The following is an 18812-nucleotide window of genomic DNA, read 5'->3' as shown; positions in this document are numbered from 1 at the left end:
ACCGCCAGTAGTTCGAGTGGTCAGGCGGTTGCCTTCATCGCCGCCAGCGTGAACAGGGCGTGGCGGATGATAAAGCCGTGGGCAAGCGCCAGGATCAGCAGCGTTACCAGCCAGACGATCAGGTAGATGCCCGGCGAGGCCTTGATACGGCCGCCCATGCGGGGGCCAAGTGCGAACATGGCCGTCACGAACAGCGCGCAGGCCGGCAGAAGCAGCAGCGCGATCATGGCTGGTGCCGTGCTGGTCGGTGTACCGGTCAGGGTGAAGTGGATCGGCAGCTGGGTATCGGCCGGCAGCGCCGAGATCAGACCCAGCGACAGCATGGTCATCACGCCCACAAGTCCGAGGCTGATGCCGAATGGCAATGCGATCTTCACGGTGATACTCCTAAAATCTCGATAGCCGGCGTTCTGGCAGATCGCAGGCAGGCGGGCAATGTCGCATTTTGTCCGTTCACGCGGGGTTTGTCGGCTTCGACTTGAATTTCCCTTGGTTTTGTGGTCTTGAACCGGCCAATCAAGACAATTCGCCACAGACACGTCCCGGCTGATGCATGTTCGGGACCATACGATCAGGATTTCCCGCATGGCCCGCTCAGCCCTTCTCAACGTCATGGTTCAGGCCGCCCTCAAGGCTGGCAAGTCGCTCTCCAGGGATTTCGGCGAAGTTCAGAACCTGCAGGTTTCGGTCAAGGGACCGGGCGATTTCGTGACCCAGGCGGATCTCAAGGCGGAAAAGATCGTCCATGACGAGCTGATGAAGGCGCGCCCGACCTACGGCTTCCTCGGTGAGGAAAGCCAGGAGGAGAAGGGCACGGACGGCGCTCACCGCTGGATCGTCGATCCGCTCGACGGCACGACCAACTTCCTGCACGGCATTCCGCAGTTCGCGGTGTCGATCGCGCTGGAGCGCAATGGCGAAATCGTCGCCGGCGTGATCTTCAACCCGGGCACCGACGAACTCTATACGGCAGAAAAGGGCGGCGGCGCGTTCTTGAACGACCGTCGCATTCGCGTTGCCGCACGCCGGGTCCTGTCCGATTGCGTGGTTGGTTGCGGCGTGCCGCATCTCGGCCGCGGCGATCACGGCAAGTTCCTGGTCGAACTGCGCCACGTGATGGGCGAAGTGGCGGGCGTTCGTCGCCTTGGCGCTGCGTCGCTTGATCTCGCCTATGTCGCTGCCGGTCGCTTCGACGGTCACTGGGAAATCGGTCTTTCGCCGTGGGACATCGCTGCCGGCCTCGTTCTCATCCGCGAAGCGGGCGGCTTTGTCAGCGACATCAAGGGTTCGACCGATATGTTCGGCACCAAGAGCATTGTTGCCGGCAACGAGCTGATCCAGAAGGCGCTGCTGGAAGTTTCCAATCGTCCGGTTCCGTCGCGCTGATTGCTGATGCGGTGACGGCCGGAGTGCTGCTTGTCATTTGAAATGGCGAGGAAAAAACTTCGGCTTGTCCCGGTCTTTGCACCGTGGCGACACTTCAATTCGTCGCAATTTTGCTCTAGCCTCCGCGCGACGCGACCCAGAGGCGAGGCTTATTATGGCGAATGCGACAGTGGACGATCTGGACGAAACTGAAGCTAACCGCCGCCGTTTTACCGAAAAGCTTTCCAACCCGGCTTCCTTCCTCTGGACGATGCTGATCTTCCTGATCATCGTCGGTTTTGTCTGCTCGATCCTGTACCGTCAGGCCGCACAAGCGTTCCAGACCAATCCGGGTCTGAACGGTCTGATCCTCGGCGTCCTGTTGATTGGTATCGTCCTGGTTTTCCTGCAGGTCATCGGCCTTATTCCGGAAGTGCGCTGGTTCAACTCGTTCCGCGCTGCCGGCACCGTCGACAAGGTGGGCCGCGAGCCGAAACTTCTGGCGCCGATGCGCTCGCTGATCGGTGGTCGCCGCAAAACGGCGCTTTCGACCGCAACCTTGCGCTCCATTCTCGATTCGATCGGCACCCGCCTCGACGAATCTCGGGATACGTCCCGTTACCTGATCGGGCTCCTGGTGTTTCTCGGCCTGCTTGGCACGTTCTGGGGCCTGATCGGCACGATCGGCTCGATCAGCGACGTCATCGGTGCGCTCGATCCGGGCGCCGGCGGCTCCAACGACATTCTGTCGGCTATCAAGACCGGTCTTGCGCAGCCGCTTGCCGGTATGGGCACGGCGTTCTCCTCGTCGCTGCTCGGCCTCTCGGGCTCGCTGATCCTCGGCTTCCTCGATCTCCAGGCAGGACGTGCGCAGAACCGGTTCTATACGGAACTCGAAAATTGGCTCTCATCGGTGACCGATACGGGATCGGACGCGCCGGTTGCGGCGGCAGGGCTTTCAGCTGGTTCCTCCGGCGAATTCAAGACGCTTGCCGACGAGCTGCGCAAGATTGCGGCGGCTCAGGGCAGAACCGGCAGCGGTGATGTCCAGCAGAACGAGAAGTCGCTTGCGGCCATGGCAAACCTTGCCGAAGGCATTCAGGGGCTGGTCAAGAACATGCGCAACGAGCAGCAGATGCTGCGCGACTGGATCGAGGCGCAGCAGGAAGAATCGAAGGCCTTGCGGCGCACGCTGGACCGGCTCTCCGACAAGATCGGTCAGTCCGACAAGATCGGGAGCAAGTAGACCATGGCGCTGGGCAAGAACCGTCGCCGCCAGCACGGCGTGGACTACTGGCCGGGCTTCGTCGACGCGCTGACCACGCTTTTGATGGCGATCATGTTCCTGCTGACGGTGTTCGTGCTGGCGCAGTTCCTGCTCACACGCGAGATTTCCGGTCGCGACGAGGTTCTGAACCGGCTGAACAGCCAGATCGCGGAACTGACAGAGCTTCTGGCGCTGGAAAAGGGCAACAATCAGGATATCGAAGACCAGCTCGCCAACCTGCAATCGTCGCTGGCGGTTGCTGAAAGCGACCGGTCGCGGCTGCAGCAGCTTCTCAACCAGGGCAGTGGTGCAAGCGACGCGGCCAATTCCCGCGTGACCACTCTGACGGGTGAACTCTCCAACGAGCGGCAGGTCAGCGCCCGGGCGATGAGCCAGATCGAGCTTCTCAACCAGCAGATCGCGGCGCTGCGGGCCCAGATCGCCGCCGTCGAACAGGCACTGCAGGCGTCGGAAACGAAGGACGCCAACTCGCAGGCGCAGATTTCGGATCTTGGTCGTCGCCTCAACGTGGCGCTTGCAGCCCGCGTGCAGGAGCTCAATCGCTACCGCTCCGACTTCTTCGGGCGTCTGCGTGAGATTCTCTCCGATCGCGAAAACATCCGCATCGTCGGCGATCGGTTCGTGTTTCAGTCGGAAGTTCTCTTCCCGATCGGCGGCAACGAACTCGATGCGGCCGGTCTCGTGGAGATGGACAAGCTTGCCGCCGCACTTCTCGATCTCGCCAAGGAAATTCCGGCCGAGATCAACTGGGTGCTGCGGGTCGACGGACATACGGACAACGCTCCGCTTTCCGGCACCGGACGTTACCGCGACAACTGGGAGCTTTCGTCTGCGCGCGCGACGTCGGTGGTCAAGTATCTGATCTCGAAGGGCGTGCCGGCCAACCGGCTGGTGGCCGCGGGCTTTGGCGAATTCCAGCCGATCGCGGCTGGCGATACGCCGGATGCTAGAAACCAGAACCGCCGCATTGAACTGAAGCTTACCGAACGCTGACATGACCTACAGCAAGCCCGACATCGACGCGATCGCCAAGGCGGTGGCAGATACGCCTCGCCGCGATAACACCGCCTATCACGAGGCGATGGCGCAGGCGCGTCGGGCGTTCGAGGAGGCGCAGGCTGCGTTCGGCGAGCAATCGGTCCAGCTGAAGATGAAGACCAAGATCAAGCGCAATGGCGATCATGTCGTCAAATGGACGTTCAAACGCGCGAAGTGATCAGGTGCCGGCGTTTTTGTGCTCGAGCGGAGTGGCCGGATAGCGGAATCCCAGCCGGTCGAGGCCGCGGCGCACTTCCGGAGCGGCCATGAACAGTTTCCACAACAGACCCGAGCGGTGGTTCTCGATCATCGCGACGATCGGACCCTGGTCGATAGCGATGTAGGTCGATGCGACCCAGCCTGTCTTCGGCGCAAACGCGTCGGCGAAGCCGAAGCGGTTGACCAGCCGTCCGTTCTCGTAGGCAAGGAGCGCGCGCAAGGCTTCTTCCGCATGGCCGGGCACGAAAGGAAAGCTCGACAGTGCTGCAGACGGTGCAATCGCGCCGAAATCGACCAGCGGCGAATTGGCGGCGTAGCCGGCCTGGGCTTCCGATGCCGTCAGGCCCCAGACGCCGGCTGCGGCATATTCCGGCACCGTCAGGCAATAGGCGCGATTGATCCGTGAATGCGCGACCGCCTGGCGCCAGTAATCGGCGTAGCGATCGGACAGACCGCGTGGATTGAGCGCACAGAAGGAATATTGCGACAGGAACAGCGGCCCGCCCATGGGTTCACCGAGCGGCAGCTGTATGCCGAAATATTCTTCGCCGTTCTTCATGGCGCCGTTGCGTGCCCATCCGCAGTGATAGTTCTGCGGATCGATCGGAAACGTGTCCGAGCCGGCGGCAAAGACATAGGTTGACAGCGCCTCGTTCCAGCCGGTGATCGGCAGGTTCATCGCCCATTCGTTGATCGGGCTCCAGTGCCAGTAGATCGGGCCGTCGGTCTTGCCGCGGGTGTACCAGGTCCACTCGACTTCGTCGAACAGCCGGGTGATCGCGGTGCGCAGCGATTTCTCGGAAATGGTCTCTGCCGCGAAATATTCACGGGCGCAGATCAGGCCCTGTAGGAGAAGCGTCGTTTCGACGATGTCGCCCCCATCATCCAGCGCCGAAAACGGAATCATTGCGCTGGTAGCGGGATTGATGAAGTGAGAGAACGCGCCGTGGTAGCGCGGTGCCAGTTCGAGGCTCTCGACAATCGTGGTAATGCGAACCAGCGCCTCGTCGCTGGTGATCCAGCCGCGCTCGCAGGCGACCAGAATTGCCATCAGACCAAAGCCCGTGCCGCTGATCGAGATCGCATCGATGCCGGGTGTGCCGTCGAGAAGGCATTTGTCATAAGGGAGGCCGCTCTGCGGATGGGCACCATCCCAGAAATACCGGAAGGTGCGCTGCTGAACGTCATCGAGCAGACTATCCAGATCTGCGGAGATGATGGGGGTCGCGTCCATCAGATCGCGCTGACGGAAGTTTGCTCGAGATCATGGAATTGCAGCCGCGCGAGCTTCGCATAGAGACCGCCAGCCGCCACCAGGCTCTGGTGCGTGCCTTCCTCGACGACGCGACCGTTTTCCAGGACCAGGATCCGGTCGGCTTTCAACACCGTCGCAAGGCGATGGGCGATGACGAGCGTGGTGCGGTTGCGCATGAGACCGTCGAGCGCCTTCTGCACCAGTGTTTCGCTTTCCGCATCGAGCGCCGAGGTGGCTTCGTCGAGCAGCAGGACCGGAGCATCCTTCAGGATGGCGCGGGCGATGGCGATCCGCTGGCGCTGGCCGCCGGACAGGGTGATGCCGCGTTCGCCGGCGAGCGTGTCATAGCCGTTGTCGAGCTTCGCGATGAATTCGTCTGCTTGGGCAGCGATTGCTGCGGCACGCACGGCCTCGCGGGTCGCGTTCGGTACCCCGAAGGCGATGTTGTCGTGGATGGAGGCTGCAAAGATCGTCACGTCCTGCGGTACGATCGCAAGCCGTGAGCGGATGTCTTCAAGGGTCGCATGGCGGAGGTCGACGCCGTCGAGCCGGATCGATCCGGCCGTCGGATCGTAGAAGCGCAGCAGCAGCGAAAAGATCGTGCTCTTGCCGGCACCGGAGGGACCGACGATGGCGACAGTTTCTCCGGGCGCCACATGCAGGGAAAGCGCATTGAGCGTGATGGCGCTGACACGGGCGGGATAGGCGAAGGAGACGCTGTCGAACGCGACATCGCCGCGCGGGGGTGAGGGGAGGGCTTTCGGGTGTTCCGGGTCACGCACGGCGGACACTTCATCCAGCAGTTCGGACAGCCGTTCGGCGGCGCCGCCTGCAGACGACAGTTCGCCCCAGACTTCCGACAGTGTGCCGAGCGAGCTTGCCGCAATCACCGAATAGAGCACGAACTGGCCGAGCGTGCCCGGTGTCATCGTGCCGGCAAGCACGCTCTGGGCGCCGTACCAGAGGACGCCGACGATCGAGCCGAAGATCAGCACGATGCCGAAGCCGGTCAGAAGCGCGCGGGCGCGGATCGACTTGCGGGCGGCCTCAAAGGCATTCTCGACTGTGTCGCTGTAGCGCGAGGTGGCGACAGCCTCGCCGGTGAAGGCCTGAACGGTGCGTGTGGCGCCGATCGTTTCGGCTGCATATGCCGAGGTCGCGGCCAGCATGTCCTGTGCGGCGCGCGACCGGCGGCGCACCGAGCGGCCGAAGCCGACGAGCGGAAAGACGATCAGCGGGATGGCGCCGAGTGCCAGAGCCGAGAGTTTGGGGCTCGTATAGACCATCATGCCCATCGCTCCGAGACAGAGGATGGTGTTGCGCAGGGCCTGGGACGCGGCAGAACCGAAGGCGGACTTGATCTGGGTCGTATCGGCGGTCAGCCGCGAGACGATCTCGCCGGACTGGTTGACGTCGAAGAAGGAAGCAGACAAACGCGTCACATGCGAAAAGACCTCACGGCGAAGATCCGCCACCACGCGCTCGCCGATGGTGATCACATAATAGTAGCGCATGCCGCTTGCGATCGCGAGAAGCACCGCCAGAACGAACAGCATCACGAAATAGTTGTTGATGAAATGCCCGTCAGATGACGCGAATCCATGATCCACCATGCGGCGGACGGCCAGCGGCAGCGCAAGTGTGGTGCAGGCGGCAAGGACGAGAAAAAAAGTCGCGCCGGCGACCATGGCTCGATAGCGGGAAAGATAGGGGAGCAGTCGGGAAAGCGGCTTGAGACTGCGGTTTTTCTTCTGATTTTCTCGGCTTTCGGCCATGTCGTCTCCATGGCCCCCGGGCAGCGGAATCTCAGCCTTTCGGGGACTTGTACTTGCGGCGCCCTTCCTGTATAGGCTCCGCATCCAATTGGGAAGCCGTGACCGCGCCGGTTTGCGGCTTCATTCATTAAAGACGGTTCTTGCTCGCGCAATGCGACGAATGGACCTCGCAGAGCAGGAATATCGACATGAAGGCTGGCATCCATCCCGACTACCACAAGATCAAGGTCGTCATGACCGACGGTACCGAATACGAGACGTTCTCGACCTGGGGCACCGAAGGCGCCACCATGAACCTCGAAATCGACCCGACGTCGCACCCGGCCTGGACCGGCGGCAACCAGCAGATGCTGGACCGCGGTGGCCGCGTTTCCAAGTTCAACAAGCGTTTCGGCGGTCTCGGCCTCTAATCGCTTTTTGCATTTTGACAAAAGAAGCCTGGCGAAAGCCGGGCTTTTTTGTTTTTCTAGAAGGCATGGAGGAGAAGGCCAACTGTCTGTCCAAGCTACCGCTTCCGCTCTGCCGCGTGCTCATTTTCGGCAATGGCGGATCGGGTAAGACGTGGCTTGCGACAAGGATGGGGGAGGCGCTCGGCCATCACCCGATTCATCTGGACGACGTCCACTGGGAGCCGGGACGTTACGGCATCGCCCGTGACAGGCAGGTCGTTGACGACGACGTTTGCCGGATTGCAGCACAGGATGTCTGGCTGATCGAGGGCGTCTATGGCCGGCTTGCCAGTCTCGCCATCACCCGGGCAACGACGCTGATCTTCCTCGACATCGCCGACGACGTCTGCCTCGAAAACATTCGCCATCGCGGTCTTCAGGGTGGGGGAAGCGTTGCGTCCTTCGAAGAGCTACTCCATTGGGTGGCGGGCTATCGCTTCCGACACAACAACTGGAATTCATTCGAGGCGCATGACCGGATGTTCAGCGCCTTCGAGGGCCCGAAACACCGGCTGGACTGTCGTGACAGTGTCAACGCCTATCTGGCGTCGCTATCTGCATAGTCCCAAACGCAAAAAGGCAGGCCCAATGCCTGCCTTTGGACTGTCGACGTTAAAATCTCAGCCACCAAATGCGGTGTGAAGCAGGTTCTGCTGGGCGCGGACACTGTTTTCGTTGTCGGAGATGACAACGGCTTCCGGGGCGCGATAGATTTCGCGGTCCAGAAGAGCGACGCGGTTCTGCAAACGAAGCGAGCGTTCGACAAGATCACGGAAACTTTCCGGCAGATCGAGCCAGCCCGGAGCATTGCGATCGACATTGAAGCCGTCGAGACGCACCTTGCTCTTTTCCGAAAGAACCTGATCGCGGCTCATCTCGCCGTTGTTGACGGCACGCTGAAGCAGAAGCCACGATGCCATCTGCATCAGGCGAGTTGTCAGACGCATGGATTCAGCTGCATACAAAACTGAGGCCATGCGCGGCAGAACCTTGGATGCAGCACGACCCTGACCGTCCAGATAGCTTGCTGTCTCTTCAACAAGAGCCATGCCTTCGGAGTATAGTGACTTGAACTGGGCAGAGCTTGCGGCGCGGCCCGCAAAACTCACTGTGTTCAATCCCTGCTCGGACATCGAATTCATTCCTGCTAATGCTTTCTTACTCAGGCAATGGCGAAGTGGCTCAAAAAGTTCCATCTGGCCCGCTGAATGAAGTGAACATGATCCTTATACTGGAAATCCGCAAGGCGTTTCTTAATGAAAGGTTAATACCCACAGGAACCGGTAAACGCCTCGATCTTCTTGAAATGAAACAGATCTTGCGAAAGCGCAAGTCCCCTGAAAATGGCCTTGGGAACGGGTTTTTGATGGCTGCGTGAGCCTGTACAGACCGACAGCCAAAAAAAAGAGCCGCAAAAGCGGCTCTCAAGGTAAAACAGGGAGAAATCAGACCATTCGCCGAGCGGTGAAACTGTCTGAGTCCGGCAGAACCGAACATCGCTATATTCTCTGTTAATGATTAATGTTTGCTTAAGATTGGTCGTAGTTTTGCGGTTTATTCTTAGTCCGGCAGATCAGGTCCGGAAAAAGCTGTCAGCGGCCTTGCGACCCTCAGCCTTCCTCGCCTTCTCTGCTTCCAGTCTCGCGATCTCTTCCTGCAGGATGGTGATGCGCGTCTGCAGTTCGTCCGCAGAGAGCAGCGAGAGATCGGCGCCGATCTCGTGGGCTGCGGGTTTCTTCGGGCGGTCGTCGTCGAGAAATGACATTTCAAGGCTCCTTGGCCGTTATGGCGTCGTCTGCTGTTCAGGCGCGGCTGCATCCTTGGGTCTTGCGCGCGGATCGAGCGAGAGGCCCTCGGGTGTCGCGAGTGGTCCGTTGGTTCCAGTCACCGTCGTGTAGGCGTCGCGTTCGCCGGCAGGGACGGGTGCGCGCTGCCGGCTTCGGACGATCGCATAGACGGTGATCATCAGATGGGCGACAGCCGTGACGCCGAACAGCGCGTGCGGGCCGGCCCAGGTCATGACAGGACCTCCAAGCGTCGGGCCGATGATCGTCCCGATGCCGTAAAGAAGCAACAGGCCGCCGGAGACCTTTACGAAGTCCTCGGGCTGGGCGAAGTCGTTGGCATGGGCAACGGCTATCGGGTAGAGCGCGTTTGCGGCGGCGCCATAGGTCGCGACGAGGATAACGATCGTGTAGACGTTGGTCGGCGCAACCAGCACAACGGCAAGGCCTGCCAGCGCACTGACGCCGGAGAGGACTGCAAGGACATGGCGGCGGTCCAGCCTGTCCGACAAACGACCCGCCGGAAACTGCATGATCGCGCCGGCAAAGATGGTGATCGAGACCATCGCTGCGACCGATCCCTTGTCGAGGCCGACCTTGGTGGCGAACACGGCGCCGAGCGTGCCATAGGCGCCGTTGGCGATGCCGACCAAGAGAATGCCTACGCAGGAGATCGGCGAGTTTCGAAACAGTCCCTTGAGATCCAGCCGCGCGCGTTTCAGCGGTTGTGGTGACGCAGCCTTGGACAGCGTCGTCGGCAGGGCGGCGATCGAGTAGAGGATGCCGCAGACCATGAACAGCGTCGGCAGCGTCACATCGGCAAACGGCACCATCAACTGGCCACCGACAACGCCGAACAGGGTGATGGAGATATAGAAGGAAAAGATCGTGCCCCGGTTTTCCGGTGTGGCACGTTCGTTGAGCCAGCTTTCGATGATCATCGACGTACCGGCAGTGCAAAAGCCGGTGATTGCCCGCAGGATGAGCCACGCGACGTCATCGACCAGCAGGCCGGTCATAAGCACGTTGAGGCAGATCAGGGCCAGAAAGCCGGAAAAAGCGCGAACGTGCCCGATGCGGCGCACGACATTCGGTGCCACGAAGCAACCGATGACGAAACCTGAGGCCCAGGTTGTGCCGAGGAGGCCGAGAACCTCGTTCGAGTAACCTTCGATCGAACCGCGCACCGGCAACAAAAGACCCTGCAGGCCGTTGCCGAGGAACAGAAAGAGCGTACCAGTGAGGAGGGCGAGAACGGGAAGGAGATTACGGCTCATCGTCTATACTGTCAGCTCTCTTCGTGGTCGGTGATCCGCCCTGCCGTGCCGGAGCGATGTTGCGCAGACCGGCACAGGACGTTAACGAAGGTAAGGCAGATCAGAGATCATGACGCAACAGACCCCGATTCTCCTCCCGGTCTAACTGTGGTGGAGAGCAAAAATGTCCAGCCTGTGGCGAGCCTTTGAAACAGTGACGAAAGACAGATGACAAAAACAATCTCCGTCCTGTTGATGCTGGCCATGGTCGTGCAGATCATCAAGCCATTGAACCTCCCGGGCCTCAGGCGCCGGATGGATTTCTGGAAGCTGGCGCTGGTCGCCTTCGCGCTCTGGTCCGTGGCACTGCTGCTGCGCGAGTTCGTCGGCTGATTACAGCTCGATCCGGCCGCTCATCACCTTCACGCAGCTTCCGCTGATCCGCACATCGGTGACGCGACCCTGTCTTTTGACCATGGCGAGCTCGATCACGCTGCGGCGGCCCATCTCCACACCCTGTTCGACGGTCATGCGGATATCGGCGTCGGTTTTAGGGTCAAGCATCGCAAGGAACGCGCCGAGCGCTGCAGACGCGCTACCCGTTGCCGGGTCTTCCGGCACATTGTCGAGCGGTGCGAACATGCGGGCACGGATATGCAGGGGATCCTTGGCATCACGGACATAGAGAAACAGCGAAAACTCCATCTGATCGCCCGGGCTGATCTCGGCCGCGCGATGGAATGACGTGAGATCCGGCCTGGCCGCGGCGAGCGCGTGCAGGCCGTCCAACTCAGCAACTGCGAATGGCAAGCCGACCGATGCGAAGACGGGTGCGTGGTTGTGCATGACGACATGCTCGACGCCGATGGAGGCGCAGTCGGCGATACGTTCGGGCTCGATCTCGGCGCCCAGTTCAAGTGGCCGCGGTGCCCGGATGGTTGCGCCGACAACCACATCGCCCTTCCGGATCAGGTCGATCTCGACCAGTCCGGCGATTTCCTCGAAGCGGAGCGTGTTGCCTAAAGCGTTGCCGAACAGGTCGGGCAGGTTTCCAAGGACGAAGGCAGTTCCGACATTCGGATGGCCGGCAAAGGGAACCTCTGTCGTCGGCGTGAAGATGCGCACGCGCGCCGTGTTGGCTGGATTGTCCGGTGGAAGCACGAACGTGGTTTCGGAATAGCCGAACTCCGTTGCGATCGCCTGCATCTCATCGCCCGAAAGGCCGCGGGCGTCTGTGATGACCGCAAGCGGATTGCCGAAGAAGCGCTGGTCGGTAAAGACATCGACGGTGACGAAATCGGCAACAGGCATGGACAGGCTCCCCAGTTGAGGCCCCACTTCTAGAGCCTGCGATCTCCCATCACCAGACAATGGTTTTGATGGAAGACATCAATCCTGATTGTCTGGGCAGGGTCTGGAAACGAGAAAGGCCGCACCCCCCGGTGCGGCCTCTTCCTCCCATGAAAAGGGCCAGAGCTATTAAAGCTGAGGCGGCCTTTTCCAGGTTCGTGTTCCCGATGCCGCAGCATCAGGGTTAGAGCATCAGGCCTTGTTGACGCTTGCGGAATAGATCCCGTCGATGGTTTCAGCCAGGCTCGCGTCGAAATCTGCATCGCTCATCGATACGCGCAGGTTTTCGGTGAGCGCGCGCGAGAAGCTCGCGATCATGTCGCGGTTGTGGCTGAGCTTTTCGCAGGCGTCGGCACGGCTGTAGCCGCCGGACAGGGCGACGAGGCGAACGACCGACTTGTGAGCGGCAAGATCCGCATAGAAGTCGGCGACCGTTGGGATCGTTACCTTCAGCATCACGTCTTCGCCCGGACCGAGCGTATCGAGCTGCTGGGCGATCTCGTCGCGCAGGATGGTCTCAGCTTCAGCCTTGGTCGGGCTGTTAATGAGGATCTCCGGTTCGATGATCGGAACGAGGCCCTGTGCGATGATCTGGCGCGCGACTTCGAACTGCTGCTGCACGACGTCAGCGATGCCGGCCTTGTCGGCAGAGGCAATCACCGAGCGCATCTTTGTACCGAAAATTCCCTTTTCGCGGCCGCGGATCAGGAGAGCGTCGAGATCGGGCATCGGCTTCATCAGCTGCACGCCGTTTTCTTCGGCAGCAAGGCCCTTGTCGATCTTCAGGAAAGGCACGACACCGCGCTTTTCCCAGAGGTAGGAGGGAACAGGTTCGCCATCGACATCGCCATCCATGGTGCGCTCGAAGAGGATGGCGCCGACGACCTTGTCGCCTGTAAAGGCCGGTGCCTTCATGATGCGGGCGCGCATGGCGTGCATCAGGCGGAACATCTCTTCGTCGCCCTGGTATTCGGTTTCGGCAATGCCGTAGAGCAGCAGCGCTTTGGGTGTCGAACCACCGCTCTGATCAAGCGCCGCAATGAAACCGGGCGCCGACCTGACTTTGTCCAACATCTTCGCGTCTACCATAATCGCTCCTATCCCTCACAATGGCGCGTTGCGCGCGTGTGCCCATTCAATCTCCGGAGAGCCCGATATTGAAGAGCATATCCGAAGTTCTCTCCCGCCGATAACAGAAGTTCTTTTAAAGGGAAATGATGCTCTAAGCCATTGAAACGATTGAAATCGTTTCAATCGTTTAAAATATTGAATTTCTTTAAATCCGCCTTGCCGATCGGGCGCGGAAGCCTATGTCCCGCGCCTCCGAACCCATCGAGGGTTGCGTCCTGGAAAGCCGGTTGATCAGGCCTTGGTCAGCACCGAAACGCCGGGCAGTTCCTTGCCTTCCATCCATTCCAGAAAGGCGCCGCCTGCGGTCGAGACGTAGGAGAAATCGTCGGCCACGCCTGCATGGTTGAGTGCTGCCACCGTATCGCCGCCACCGGCGACCGAAACCAGCCTGCCGGCCTTGGTCTCACTCGCTGCGAACTTTGCAGCGGAGACTGTCGCGGTGTCGAACGGGGTGATCTCGAAGGCGCCGAGCGGGCCGTTCCAGACCAGCGTCGAGGCCTTGCCGATCCATTCGTTGACGGTTTCGACGGATTTCGGGCCGACGTCGAGCATCATCGCGTCAGACGGGATGGCATCGATCGCGACGGTTTCGTTTGCGGCATTCGCCTTGAATTCGCGTGCCACGACGCCGTCGGTCGGCAGCACGATCGTGCAGCCGGACGCTTCGGCTTCCGCCATGATGGCGCGGGCAGTGTCTGCAAGGTCATGCTCGCAAAGCGACTTGCCGACATCGATGCCTTGTGCGGCAATGAACGTGTTGGCCATGCCGCCGCCGATCACCAGCGCATCCACCTTCTTCACCAGGTTCTGCAGCAGATCGATCTTGCTCGACACTTTGGCGCCGCCGACGATGGCGACGACCGGGCGGGCAGGGGCGCCGAGGCCCTTTTCCAGCGCTTCGAGTTCAGCCTGCATGGTGCGGCCGGCATAGGCGGGCAGGCGGTGGGCAAGTCCTTCCGTGGAGGCATGGGCGCGGTGGGCGGCCGAGAAGGCGTCGTTGACATAGATGTCGCCGTTCTTGGCCAGTTCTTCGGTAAAGCCGCTGTCGTTCTTTTCTTCGCCCGTGTGGAAGCGGGTGTTTTCGAGAAGGAGAACATCGCCGTTCTTCATCGAGGCGACAGCATCCTCGGCTTCCGGGCCGATGCAGTCGGAGGCGAACAGGATCTTCTGACCGAGCACCTGATTGACGGCCATGACGATCTGGGACAGCGACATGTCGGCGACCGGTTCGCCCTTGGGGCGGCCGAAGTGGGCGAGCAGGATGACCTTGGCGCCTTTCTTCGACAGTTCCGTGATCGTCGGAGCAACGCGCTCGATACGGGTCGCGTCCGTCACCTTGCCGTCGCTCACGGGAACGTTGAGGTCGACGCGGACGAGAATGCGCTTACCTGCGATATCGGTGAGGTCGTCGAGGGTCTTGAAGGCCGGCATGGTACTGATCCCGTTGCTTGATAAAGGGTGGCGGGACCATACTATTCTTGTCCGACGGCGCAAGGCTGTCAGCTCAACGAATTAGCCTTTGCGCCGGTTGCCGGATGGCGGCCGGGGTTCAGGCGGAGGGGCGGCCGGGCACCGGCTTGCCGCGATACTTGCGGATCTGGTCCCTTATCCGGTGGGCGATTTCGCGCATGTTGATGAAGATCGGCAGCTTGGTGGCAGGCTCCACCGGTTCCAGCGAAACGCCGATCTTGGTGACATGATCAAGCTCGTCGGTTTCCCGGACGATCAGCACGATCGAGCCGAAACGCATGCGGTCGGCATATTCCGTCTTGCCGCCCAGCCGGGAATGCATCAGTTCGCCGATCGTCATTGCCTGCTCGGTTGCCGAGAGCAGGCCCGGACCATAGGCGAGGTCCAGTTCGGTTGCGGGCCGTGTCGGCGAGATGGCGAAGGCGCCGAAGAACTCGGCATCGTCATCATCGACAGGCACGCGGCTCGCAAACAGCCGATCGAGCAGTTTCGTGTAGTTCGGCGTCACGAACAGATAGACCTGATCGTTCTCCCGCAGGCGTCCGGCATACTGGTAGCGCAGGCTGCGGCCGTCGCGGATGACCAGCGACGGCATGGCCCAGCGGGGAATGCGTTCGCCGGACAGGATCGGGCTGTCTTTGAGGACGCGGTAGGAGATCAGCTCATGCGTCGCCTTGCCGGGAAGATCGAGTTCCAGCTTGTCGACGGCGCCGATCCGCGGCGGAATGATCAACCCGAGATACCGCGCCACCGGCTTGATCGTCCAACCCTGGAGAAGAAGCGAGACGAGCACGATGATGAAGGTGACGTTGAAGAAGACGGACCCGTTTTCGGCGCCCGACAGGATCGGCGTGATGGCGAGCAGGATGGACACCGCGCCGCGCAGACCGACCCAGGACAGAAAACCGATTTCCTGCTGCGTGAAGTCATAGGCCATCAGGCTGATCCACACGGCAATCGGGCGGGCGACGAAAATCAGGAACAGCGCCAGACCGATCGCCGGCACGAGCAGGATCGGGAACTGGGAGGGTGTGGCGAGCAGGCCGAGCACCAGGAACATGATGATCTGCGCCAGCCACGTCAGCCCCTCGTTGAAGCGCGTGATCTGATGCTTGGCAAACATCTTGCGATTGCCCGAGTAGATGCCGGCCACATAGACCGCAAGAAAGCCGCTGCCGCCCATGGCGCCGGTGAAGGCGAACACGAGCAACGCAAGCGTCAGGACCAGGATCGGAGCGAGACCCCGATCGGAGGTGAAGCGGTTCAGCACCCAGACGATCATCAAGCCGCCGAGCAGGCCGAAGATGACGCCGAGCCCCATTTCCTCGAGGAACATGACGGCGAAATGCAGGTCGAGGCCGCCGAAGCCCTGGCCGGTGGCGAGCAGTTCGGACAGCGCGATCGTCAGGAAGATCGCCATCGGGTCGTTGGTGCCGGATTCCACTTCGAGCGTGGAGCGCACCTTGTCGCGGATGTTGATGCCGCCGATGCGCAGCAGAAAGAACACCGCGGCAGCGTCAGTCGAGGCGACGATCGACCCGAGCAGGAAGCCTTCGAGCCAGCTGAAGCCCAGGAAATACTTGGCCGCGACGCCGAATACGCCGGCGGTCAAGAGCACGCCGACGGACGCGAGCGTGAGCGCCGGAACCGCGGCTATTCGGAAGGAGTGGAGCGAGGTGCCGAAGCCGCTGTCGAACAGGATGATGGCGAGCGCCAACGACCCCAGCATGAAGGTGAAGGAGTAGTTCTCGAAGCGGATGCCAAGACCATCGACACCGGCCAGCAGGCCGATCGACAGGAAGACGAGAAGCAGGGGGGCGCCGAACCGGAAGGCAAGCAGGCTGGAAAAGGCCGCAGCCAACACCAGAACCGTGCCAACCAGCAGGATGATGTAGAAAGCCTCCAAAGTCCCCGTCCTTCCTCTCGCCGCCGTTTACGGAAGTCCATCCATCAGCAGGCCCGGCGATTGTCGGATCCTGTGCCGCTGTCGCGATGCGACAAGATAGCCATGGAGCAGATCCCGGTCAGTGGCCGGGCGATTCGATGTGCATATTCAAATAGACGGGAACAAATCCGGCAAGAGAAGGGCCGGGGCTAAGAAAAATCACGCCGGTGCGAAGTGAATGGTTGGCGCAGGCCGGTCCGGCAGCGACCTCGGCCACGATGGCGTCATTGTCGGTCAGCACGTCGTGAAGGTTGGTTTGGTCGCGGACACGCCGAAGAGCTGCTCGCAGCGCAGGTCTAAGGAGCGAAAAGCATTTCCCTTCGCTGCTATTACTCAGCGGCGACCCTGCCGATCACCGTCAGTGGATCGGCCGCACGTGCCGTGACGAACAGGAGTTCGCCGCTGGCAGGAACGATGTTGGTAAGCCCGGTTATGTTGACCTGGTGGGTGACCAGCACAACCGGCCGGCCGGGCGGCAAGCCCGTCATCCAGGCGCGCAGGGCCTGCGTCTGCGGCCTGCCATCTTCGGGACTGCCGAAAAACGAGTTGAGCAGCGGCTGCGGCTCGACCGGTCCAAGACCAAGACCTTTAGCGGTATCGAGGCAGCGGCACCACTGGCTGGAAAAGACCCGCGCCTGCGCCACGCCCTTCTCCCGGAAGAGCGTGCCGATCCGGCTCGCCTGCGCGATGCCCTGCGCGGAGAGATTGCGCTGCGTGCTGCAATCATTGACCGCAAAATTCGCCGGATCGCCGGTTCCGGGCGCAATCGCGTGGCGAAGAAGCACCATAGCCGCGCCGGTGCGAAGCTCTGCCCACGGGTCGGATTGCGCCCTTGCCTTGCTGGTCAGGGCAAGAGCGGAGGCGATCAGCAACTGGCGTCGCAGAAACATGGCGTATCTCCAGGTGGTGCTGGCGTTTGTCTGTCCAAAGCCAATACGTGCAATGATACTGCGTGGTTTCCACCCTCACGAAAAATAACATCCCTCGGATGGGGTATCTGCTGACGCCGGCAGTCATGATCGCAATTGGGTCGTGCCAGAAAGTGTGCTAAGCGCCGGCGAAACAATGACTGGAGCATACCATGAGCGAACCGACCGTAGCCGAAGCGACAAACCGCATTTATGAATCGCTTCAGGCCAACAATGCCGATCTCGACACGCATATCGCAACCCTCAAGGCAGCGCTGACCCAGGCTGGCCAGAAGGAAGCTGAGTTCGACCCGGCGCGGATCGTGCAGAACAATCGTCAGGGCCGCAAGCTGATGCAGGCCTATTTTCGCCAGCGCGGCGTGACGGTGAAGTTTACGGCGTCCTGAAGAATTGTTGCGCGGGCGACCTCTCCCGTCCACATCCTATAACGCAAAACCCCCTCCTTTAAGGGGAGGGGGTTAAAAGCCCGAGCATCAAGACCGGTCCTTGAGAACCGGCATACGCGCTTTCTTTAGATCAGCTTGCCCATGGCAACAGCGGTATCCGACATGCGGTTGGAGAAGCCCCACTCGTTGTCGTACCAGGTCAGGATGCGCACGAACGTGCCTTCGAGAACCTTTGTCTGGTCGAAAGCGAAGATCGAGGAGTGGCTATCGTGGTTGAAGTCGCGGGAAACCAGCGGCTCGTCGGTGTAGCCAAGGATGCCCTTCAGCTTGCCGTCTGCGGCAGACTTGATGGCGTCGTTGATTTCGGCAACGGTGGTGGCGCGCTTGGCGACGAAGTTGAAGTCGACGACCGAGACGTTCGGGGTCGGAACGCGGATCGACGTGCCGTCCAGCTTGCCCTTCAGTTCCGGCAGAACGAGGCCAACGGCCTTGGCTGCACCGGTCGAAGTCGGGATCATCGACAGAGCCGCTGCACGGGCGCGGTAGAGGTCCTTGTGCATCGTGTCGAGGGTCGGCTGGTCGCCGGTATAGGAATGGATCGTGGTCATGAAGCCGTGGTCGATGCCGACAGCGTCGTTCAGCACCTTGACGACCGGAACCAGGCAGTTCGTGGTGCAGGATGCGTTGGAGATGACCAGGTGGTCCTTGGTCAGCTGATCGTCGTTGACGCCGAACACGACCGTGAGGTCGGCATTGTCGCCAGGCGCCGAGATGATGACGCGCTTGGCGCCGGCCGTCAGGTGGGCAGCGGCCTTGTCACGGGCGGTGAAGATGCCGGTGCATTCGAGCGTGATATCGACGCCCATTTCGGCGTGCGGCAGCTGGGCCGGGTCACGCACCGCGGTTACCTTGATCGGCTTGCCGCCGGCAACGATGATCGTGTCGCCTTCGACCTTGACGTCCGCCGGGAACTTGCCGTGGATCGAGTCGTAGCGCAGAAGATGGGCATTGGTCTCGACCGGGCCGAGATCGTTGATCGCGACCACTTCGATATCGGTGCGGCCGGATTCGACGATCGCGCGCAGGACGTTGCGGCCGATACGGCCAAAGCCGTTGATGGCAACCTTTACAGTCATAGGGTTCTCCCGAAAAAATAGTTTGGCAGCTGGACG

General features: G+C 61.1%; 22 protein-coding genes. 9 read left to right on the top strand and 13 right to left on the bottom strand.

Translation table 11 applies throughout. From position 1 onward, the window contains the following. Positions 1-20: 20 nt before the first annotated feature. Entirely contained in the window at positions 21-377 is a 357-nt protein-coding gene (locus tag J3A65_RS14295) for a hypothetical protein (RefSeq protein ID WP_062460866.1), read from the bottom strand. A 208-nt stretch (positions 378-585) separates the two neighbouring features. On the opposite strand from J3A65_RS14295, the gene J3A65_RS14290 reads away from it, so the two are divergent. From J3A65_RS14290 to J3A65_RS14275, 4 genes are all read left to right on the top strand, one after another. Beyond that, positions 586-1386, top strand: a complete 801-nt coding sequence (locus J3A65_RS14290; RefSeq protein ID WP_062461861.1) for an inositol monophosphatase family protein — start codon at positions 586-588, stop codon at positions 1384-1386. A 154-nt stretch (positions 1387-1540) separates the two neighbouring features. Continuing rightward, positions 1541-2611 (top strand): hypothetical protein, encoded by a 1071-nt coding sequence (locus tag J3A65_RS14285; protein ID WP_062460863.1) that lies wholly within the window; start codon positions 1541-1543, stop codon positions 2609-2611. A 3-nt stretch (positions 2612-2614) separates the two neighbouring features. After that, positions 2615-3646 carry a peptidoglycan -binding protein gene (locus tag J3A65_RS14280; RefSeq protein WP_062582385.1) on the top strand — a complete coding sequence of 344 codons (1032 nt, stop codon included), beginning with the start codon at positions 2615-2617 and terminating at the stop codon, positions 3644-3646. Position 3647: 1 nt separating this feature from the next. Then, on the top strand, positions 3648-3869 hold the full coding sequence (locus tag J3A65_RS14275; RefSeq protein ID WP_062460856.1) for a hypothetical protein: 222 nt from the start codon (positions 3648-3650) through the stop codon (positions 3867-3869). Here the strand turns inward: J3A65_RS14275 and J3A65_RS14270 are convergent, their stop codons facing one another. Further along, positions 3870-5144 (bottom strand): glucoamylase family protein, encoded by a 1275-nt coding sequence (locus J3A65_RS14270; RefSeq protein WP_209901836.1) that lies wholly within the window; start codon positions 5142-5144, stop codon positions 3870-3872. Beyond that, positions 5144-6940 (bottom strand): ABC transporter transmembrane domain-containing protein, encoded by a 1797-nt coding sequence (locus J3A65_RS14265; RefSeq protein WP_209901834.1) that lies wholly within the window; start codon positions 6938-6940, stop codon positions 5144-5146. Before J3A65_RS14265 ends, J3A65_RS14270 begins: the two co-directional genes overlap by 1 nt. 188 nt (positions 6941-7128) lie before the next feature. Here J3A65_RS14265 and rpmE point away from each other — a divergent pair, with 188 nt between their 5' ends. Both rpmE and J3A65_RS14255 read left to right on the top strand, forming a co-directional pair. Next, entirely contained in the window at positions 7129-7350 is a 222-nt protein-coding gene (gene rpmE, locus J3A65_RS14260) for a 50S ribosomal protein L31 (protein ID WP_062460846.1), read from the top strand. 65 nt (positions 7351-7415) lie between these two features. Next, entirely contained in the window at positions 7416-7952 is a 537-nt protein-coding gene (locus J3A65_RS14255; protein ID WP_156461895.1) for an AAA family ATPase, read from the top strand. A gap of 57 nt (positions 7953-8009) precedes the next feature. Here J3A65_RS14255 and J3A65_RS14250 read toward each other — a convergent pair whose 3' ends face one another. Then, the gene (locus J3A65_RS14250) at positions 8010-8522 is read right to left on the bottom strand and encodes a DUF1465 family protein (RefSeq protein WP_062461855.1); all 513 of its coding nucleotides are present in this window, start codon (positions 8520-8522) and stop codon (positions 8010-8012) included. A gap of 44 nt (positions 8523-8566) precedes the next feature. On the opposite strand from J3A65_RS14250, the gene J3A65_RS14245 reads away from it, so the two are divergent. Then, positions 8567-8767, top strand: a complete 201-nt coding sequence (locus J3A65_RS14245; RefSeq protein ID WP_209901831.1) for a hypothetical protein — start codon at positions 8567-8569, stop codon at positions 8765-8767. 195 nt (positions 8768-8962) lie between these two features. Here the strand turns inward: J3A65_RS14245 and J3A65_RS14240 are convergent, their stop codons facing one another. Further along, entirely contained in the window at positions 8963-9154 is a 192-nt protein-coding gene (locus J3A65_RS14240) for a DUF1192 domain-containing protein (protein ID WP_062460843.1), read from the bottom strand. A gap of 18 nt (positions 9155-9172) precedes the next feature. Continuing rightward, complete coding sequence (locus J3A65_RS14235; RefSeq protein WP_062460840.1) at positions 9173-10450, bottom strand: MFS transporter; 1278 nt, start codon at positions 10448-10450, stop codon at positions 9173-9175. Positions 10451-10657: 207 nt separating this feature from the next. Between J3A65_RS14235 and J3A65_RS14230 the strand changes: the two genes are divergently transcribed. Beyond that, positions 10658-10822, top strand: coding sequence for a hypothetical protein (locus J3A65_RS14230; RefSeq protein ID WP_092659869.1), 165 nt, complete (start codon positions 10658-10660; stop codon positions 10820-10822). On the opposite strand, the gene J3A65_RS14225 is transcribed toward J3A65_RS14230, so the two are convergent. From J3A65_RS14225 to J3A65_RS14200, 6 genes are all read right to left on the bottom strand, one after another. Beyond that, entirely contained in the window at positions 10823-11740 is a 918-nt protein-coding gene (locus J3A65_RS14225; RefSeq protein ID WP_209901829.1) for a PhzF family phenazine biosynthesis protein, read from the bottom strand. Between the two features lie 231 nt (positions 11741-11971). Further along, positions 11972-12868 carry a fructose bisphosphate aldolase gene (locus J3A65_RS14220; protein ID WP_113109778.1) on the bottom strand — a complete coding sequence of 299 codons (897 nt, stop codon included), beginning with the start codon at positions 12866-12868 and terminating at the stop codon, positions 11972-11974. A gap of 273 nt (positions 12869-13141) precedes the next feature. Then, the gene (locus J3A65_RS14215; RefSeq protein WP_209901827.1) at positions 13142-14341 is read right to left on the bottom strand and encodes a phosphoglycerate kinase; all 1200 of its coding nucleotides are present in this window, start codon (positions 14339-14341) and stop codon (positions 13142-13144) included. Between the two features lie 118 nt (positions 14342-14459). Next, positions 14460-16286 (bottom strand): potassium/proton antiporter, encoded by a 1827-nt coding sequence (locus J3A65_RS14210; protein WP_062460829.1) that lies wholly within the window; start codon positions 16284-16286, stop codon positions 14460-14462. A 118-nt stretch (positions 16287-16404) separates the two neighbouring features. Further along, positions 16405-16566 carry a hypothetical protein gene (locus tag J3A65_RS14205; RefSeq protein WP_162763059.1) on the bottom strand — a complete coding sequence of 54 codons (162 nt, stop codon included), beginning with the start codon at positions 16564-16566 and terminating at the stop codon, positions 16405-16407. 88 nt (positions 16567-16654) lie between these two features. Beyond that, positions 16655-17215 (bottom strand): histidine phosphatase family protein, encoded by a 561-nt coding sequence (locus tag J3A65_RS14200; RefSeq protein WP_209901825.1) that lies wholly within the window; start codon positions 17213-17215, stop codon positions 16655-16657. Between the two features lie 191 nt (positions 17216-17406). Here J3A65_RS14200 and J3A65_RS14195 point away from each other — a divergent pair, with 191 nt between their 5' ends. Further along, positions 17407-17640, top strand: coding sequence for a hypothetical protein (locus J3A65_RS14195; protein ID WP_092659879.1), 234 nt, complete (start codon positions 17407-17409; stop codon positions 17638-17640). Positions 17641-17765: 125 nt separating this feature from the next. Here J3A65_RS14195 and gap read toward each other — a convergent pair whose 3' ends face one another. Beyond that, entirely contained in the window at positions 17766-18776 is a 1011-nt protein-coding gene (gene gap, locus J3A65_RS14190; RefSeq protein WP_209901822.1) for a type I glyceraldehyde-3-phosphate dehydrogenase, read from the bottom strand. Positions 18777-18812 lie beyond the last annotated feature (36 nt).

It is taken from the genome of Rhizobium sp. PvP014 (genome assembly GCF_017876855.1).
GTDB lineage: Bacteria > Pseudomonadota > Alphaproteobacteria > Rhizobiales > Rhizobiaceae > Neorhizobium > Neorhizobium soli.
Note: the sequence above shows the minus strand (reverse complement) of the source record. Positions and strands in the feature narration are given on the sequence as shown.

Excerpts from the sequence above, each read along its gene's own strand:
- J3A65_RS14255 (WP_156461895.1), top strand. The coding sequence starts at position 7,416 with ATGGAGGAGAAGGCCAACTGTCTGTCCAAGCTACCGCTTCCGCTCTGC.
- J3A65_RS14195 (WP_092659879.1), top strand. The coding sequence starts at position 17,407 with ATGAGCGAACCGACCGTAGCCGAAGCGACAAACCGCATTTATGAATCG.
- J3A65_RS14225 (WP_209901829.1), bottom strand. The coding sequence starts at position 11,740 with ATGCCTGTTGCCGATTTCGTCACCGTCGATGTCTTTACCGACCAGCGC.
- J3A65_RS14230 (WP_092659869.1), top strand. The coding sequence starts at position 10,658 with ATGACAAAAACAATCTCCGTCCTGTTGATGCTGGCCATGGTCGTGCAG.
- J3A65_RS14290 (WP_062461861.1), top strand. The coding sequence starts at position 586 with ATGGCCCGCTCAGCCCTTCTCAACGTCATGGTTCAGGCCGCCCTCAAG.
- J3A65_RS14280 (WP_062582385.1), top strand. The coding sequence starts at position 2,615 with ATGGCGCTGGGCAAGAACCGTCGCCGCCAGCACGGCGTGGACTACTGG.
- J3A65_RS14220 (WP_113109778.1), bottom strand. The coding sequence starts at position 12,868 with ATGGTAGACGCGAAGATGTTGGACAAAGTCAGGTCGGCGCCCGGTTTC.
- J3A65_RS14285 (WP_062460863.1), top strand. The coding sequence starts at position 1,541 with ATGGCGAATGCGACAGTGGACGATCTGGACGAAACTGAAGCTAACCGC.
- gap (WP_209901822.1), bottom strand. The coding sequence starts at position 18,776 with ATGACTGTAAAGGTTGCCATCAACGGCTTTGGCCGTATCGGCCGCAAC.
- J3A65_RS14275 (WP_062460856.1), top strand. The coding sequence starts at position 3,648 with ATGACCTACAGCAAGCCCGACATCGACGCGATCGCCAAGGCGGTGGCA.
- J3A65_RS14200 (WP_209901825.1), bottom strand. The coding sequence starts at position 17,215 with ATGTTTCTGCGACGCCAGTTGCTGATCGCCTCCGCTCTTGCCCTGACC.
- J3A65_RS14215 (WP_209901827.1), bottom strand. The coding sequence starts at position 14,341 with ATGCCGGCCTTCAAGACCCTCGACGACCTCACCGATATCGCAGGTAAG.
- rpmE (WP_062460846.1), top strand. The coding sequence starts at position 7,129 with ATGAAGGCTGGCATCCATCCCGACTACCACAAGATCAAGGTCGTCATG.
- J3A65_RS14270 (WP_209901836.1), bottom strand. The coding sequence starts at position 5,144 with ATGGACGCGACCCCCATCATCTCCGCAGATCTGGATAGTCTGCTCGAT.
- J3A65_RS14265 (WP_209901834.1), bottom strand. The coding sequence starts at position 6,940 with ATGGCCGAAAGCCGAGAAAATCAGAAGAAAAACCGCAGTCTCAAGCCG.
- J3A65_RS14240 (WP_062460843.1), bottom strand. The coding sequence starts at position 9,154 with ATGTCATTTCTCGACGACGACCGCCCGAAGAAACCCGCAGCCCACGAG.
- J3A65_RS14250 (WP_062461855.1), bottom strand. The coding sequence starts at position 8,522 with ATGTCCGAGCAGGGATTGAACACAGTGAGTTTTGCGGGCCGCGCCGCA.
- J3A65_RS14235 (WP_062460840.1), bottom strand. The coding sequence starts at position 10,450 with ATGAGCCGTAATCTCCTTCCCGTTCTCGCCCTCCTCACTGGTACGCTC.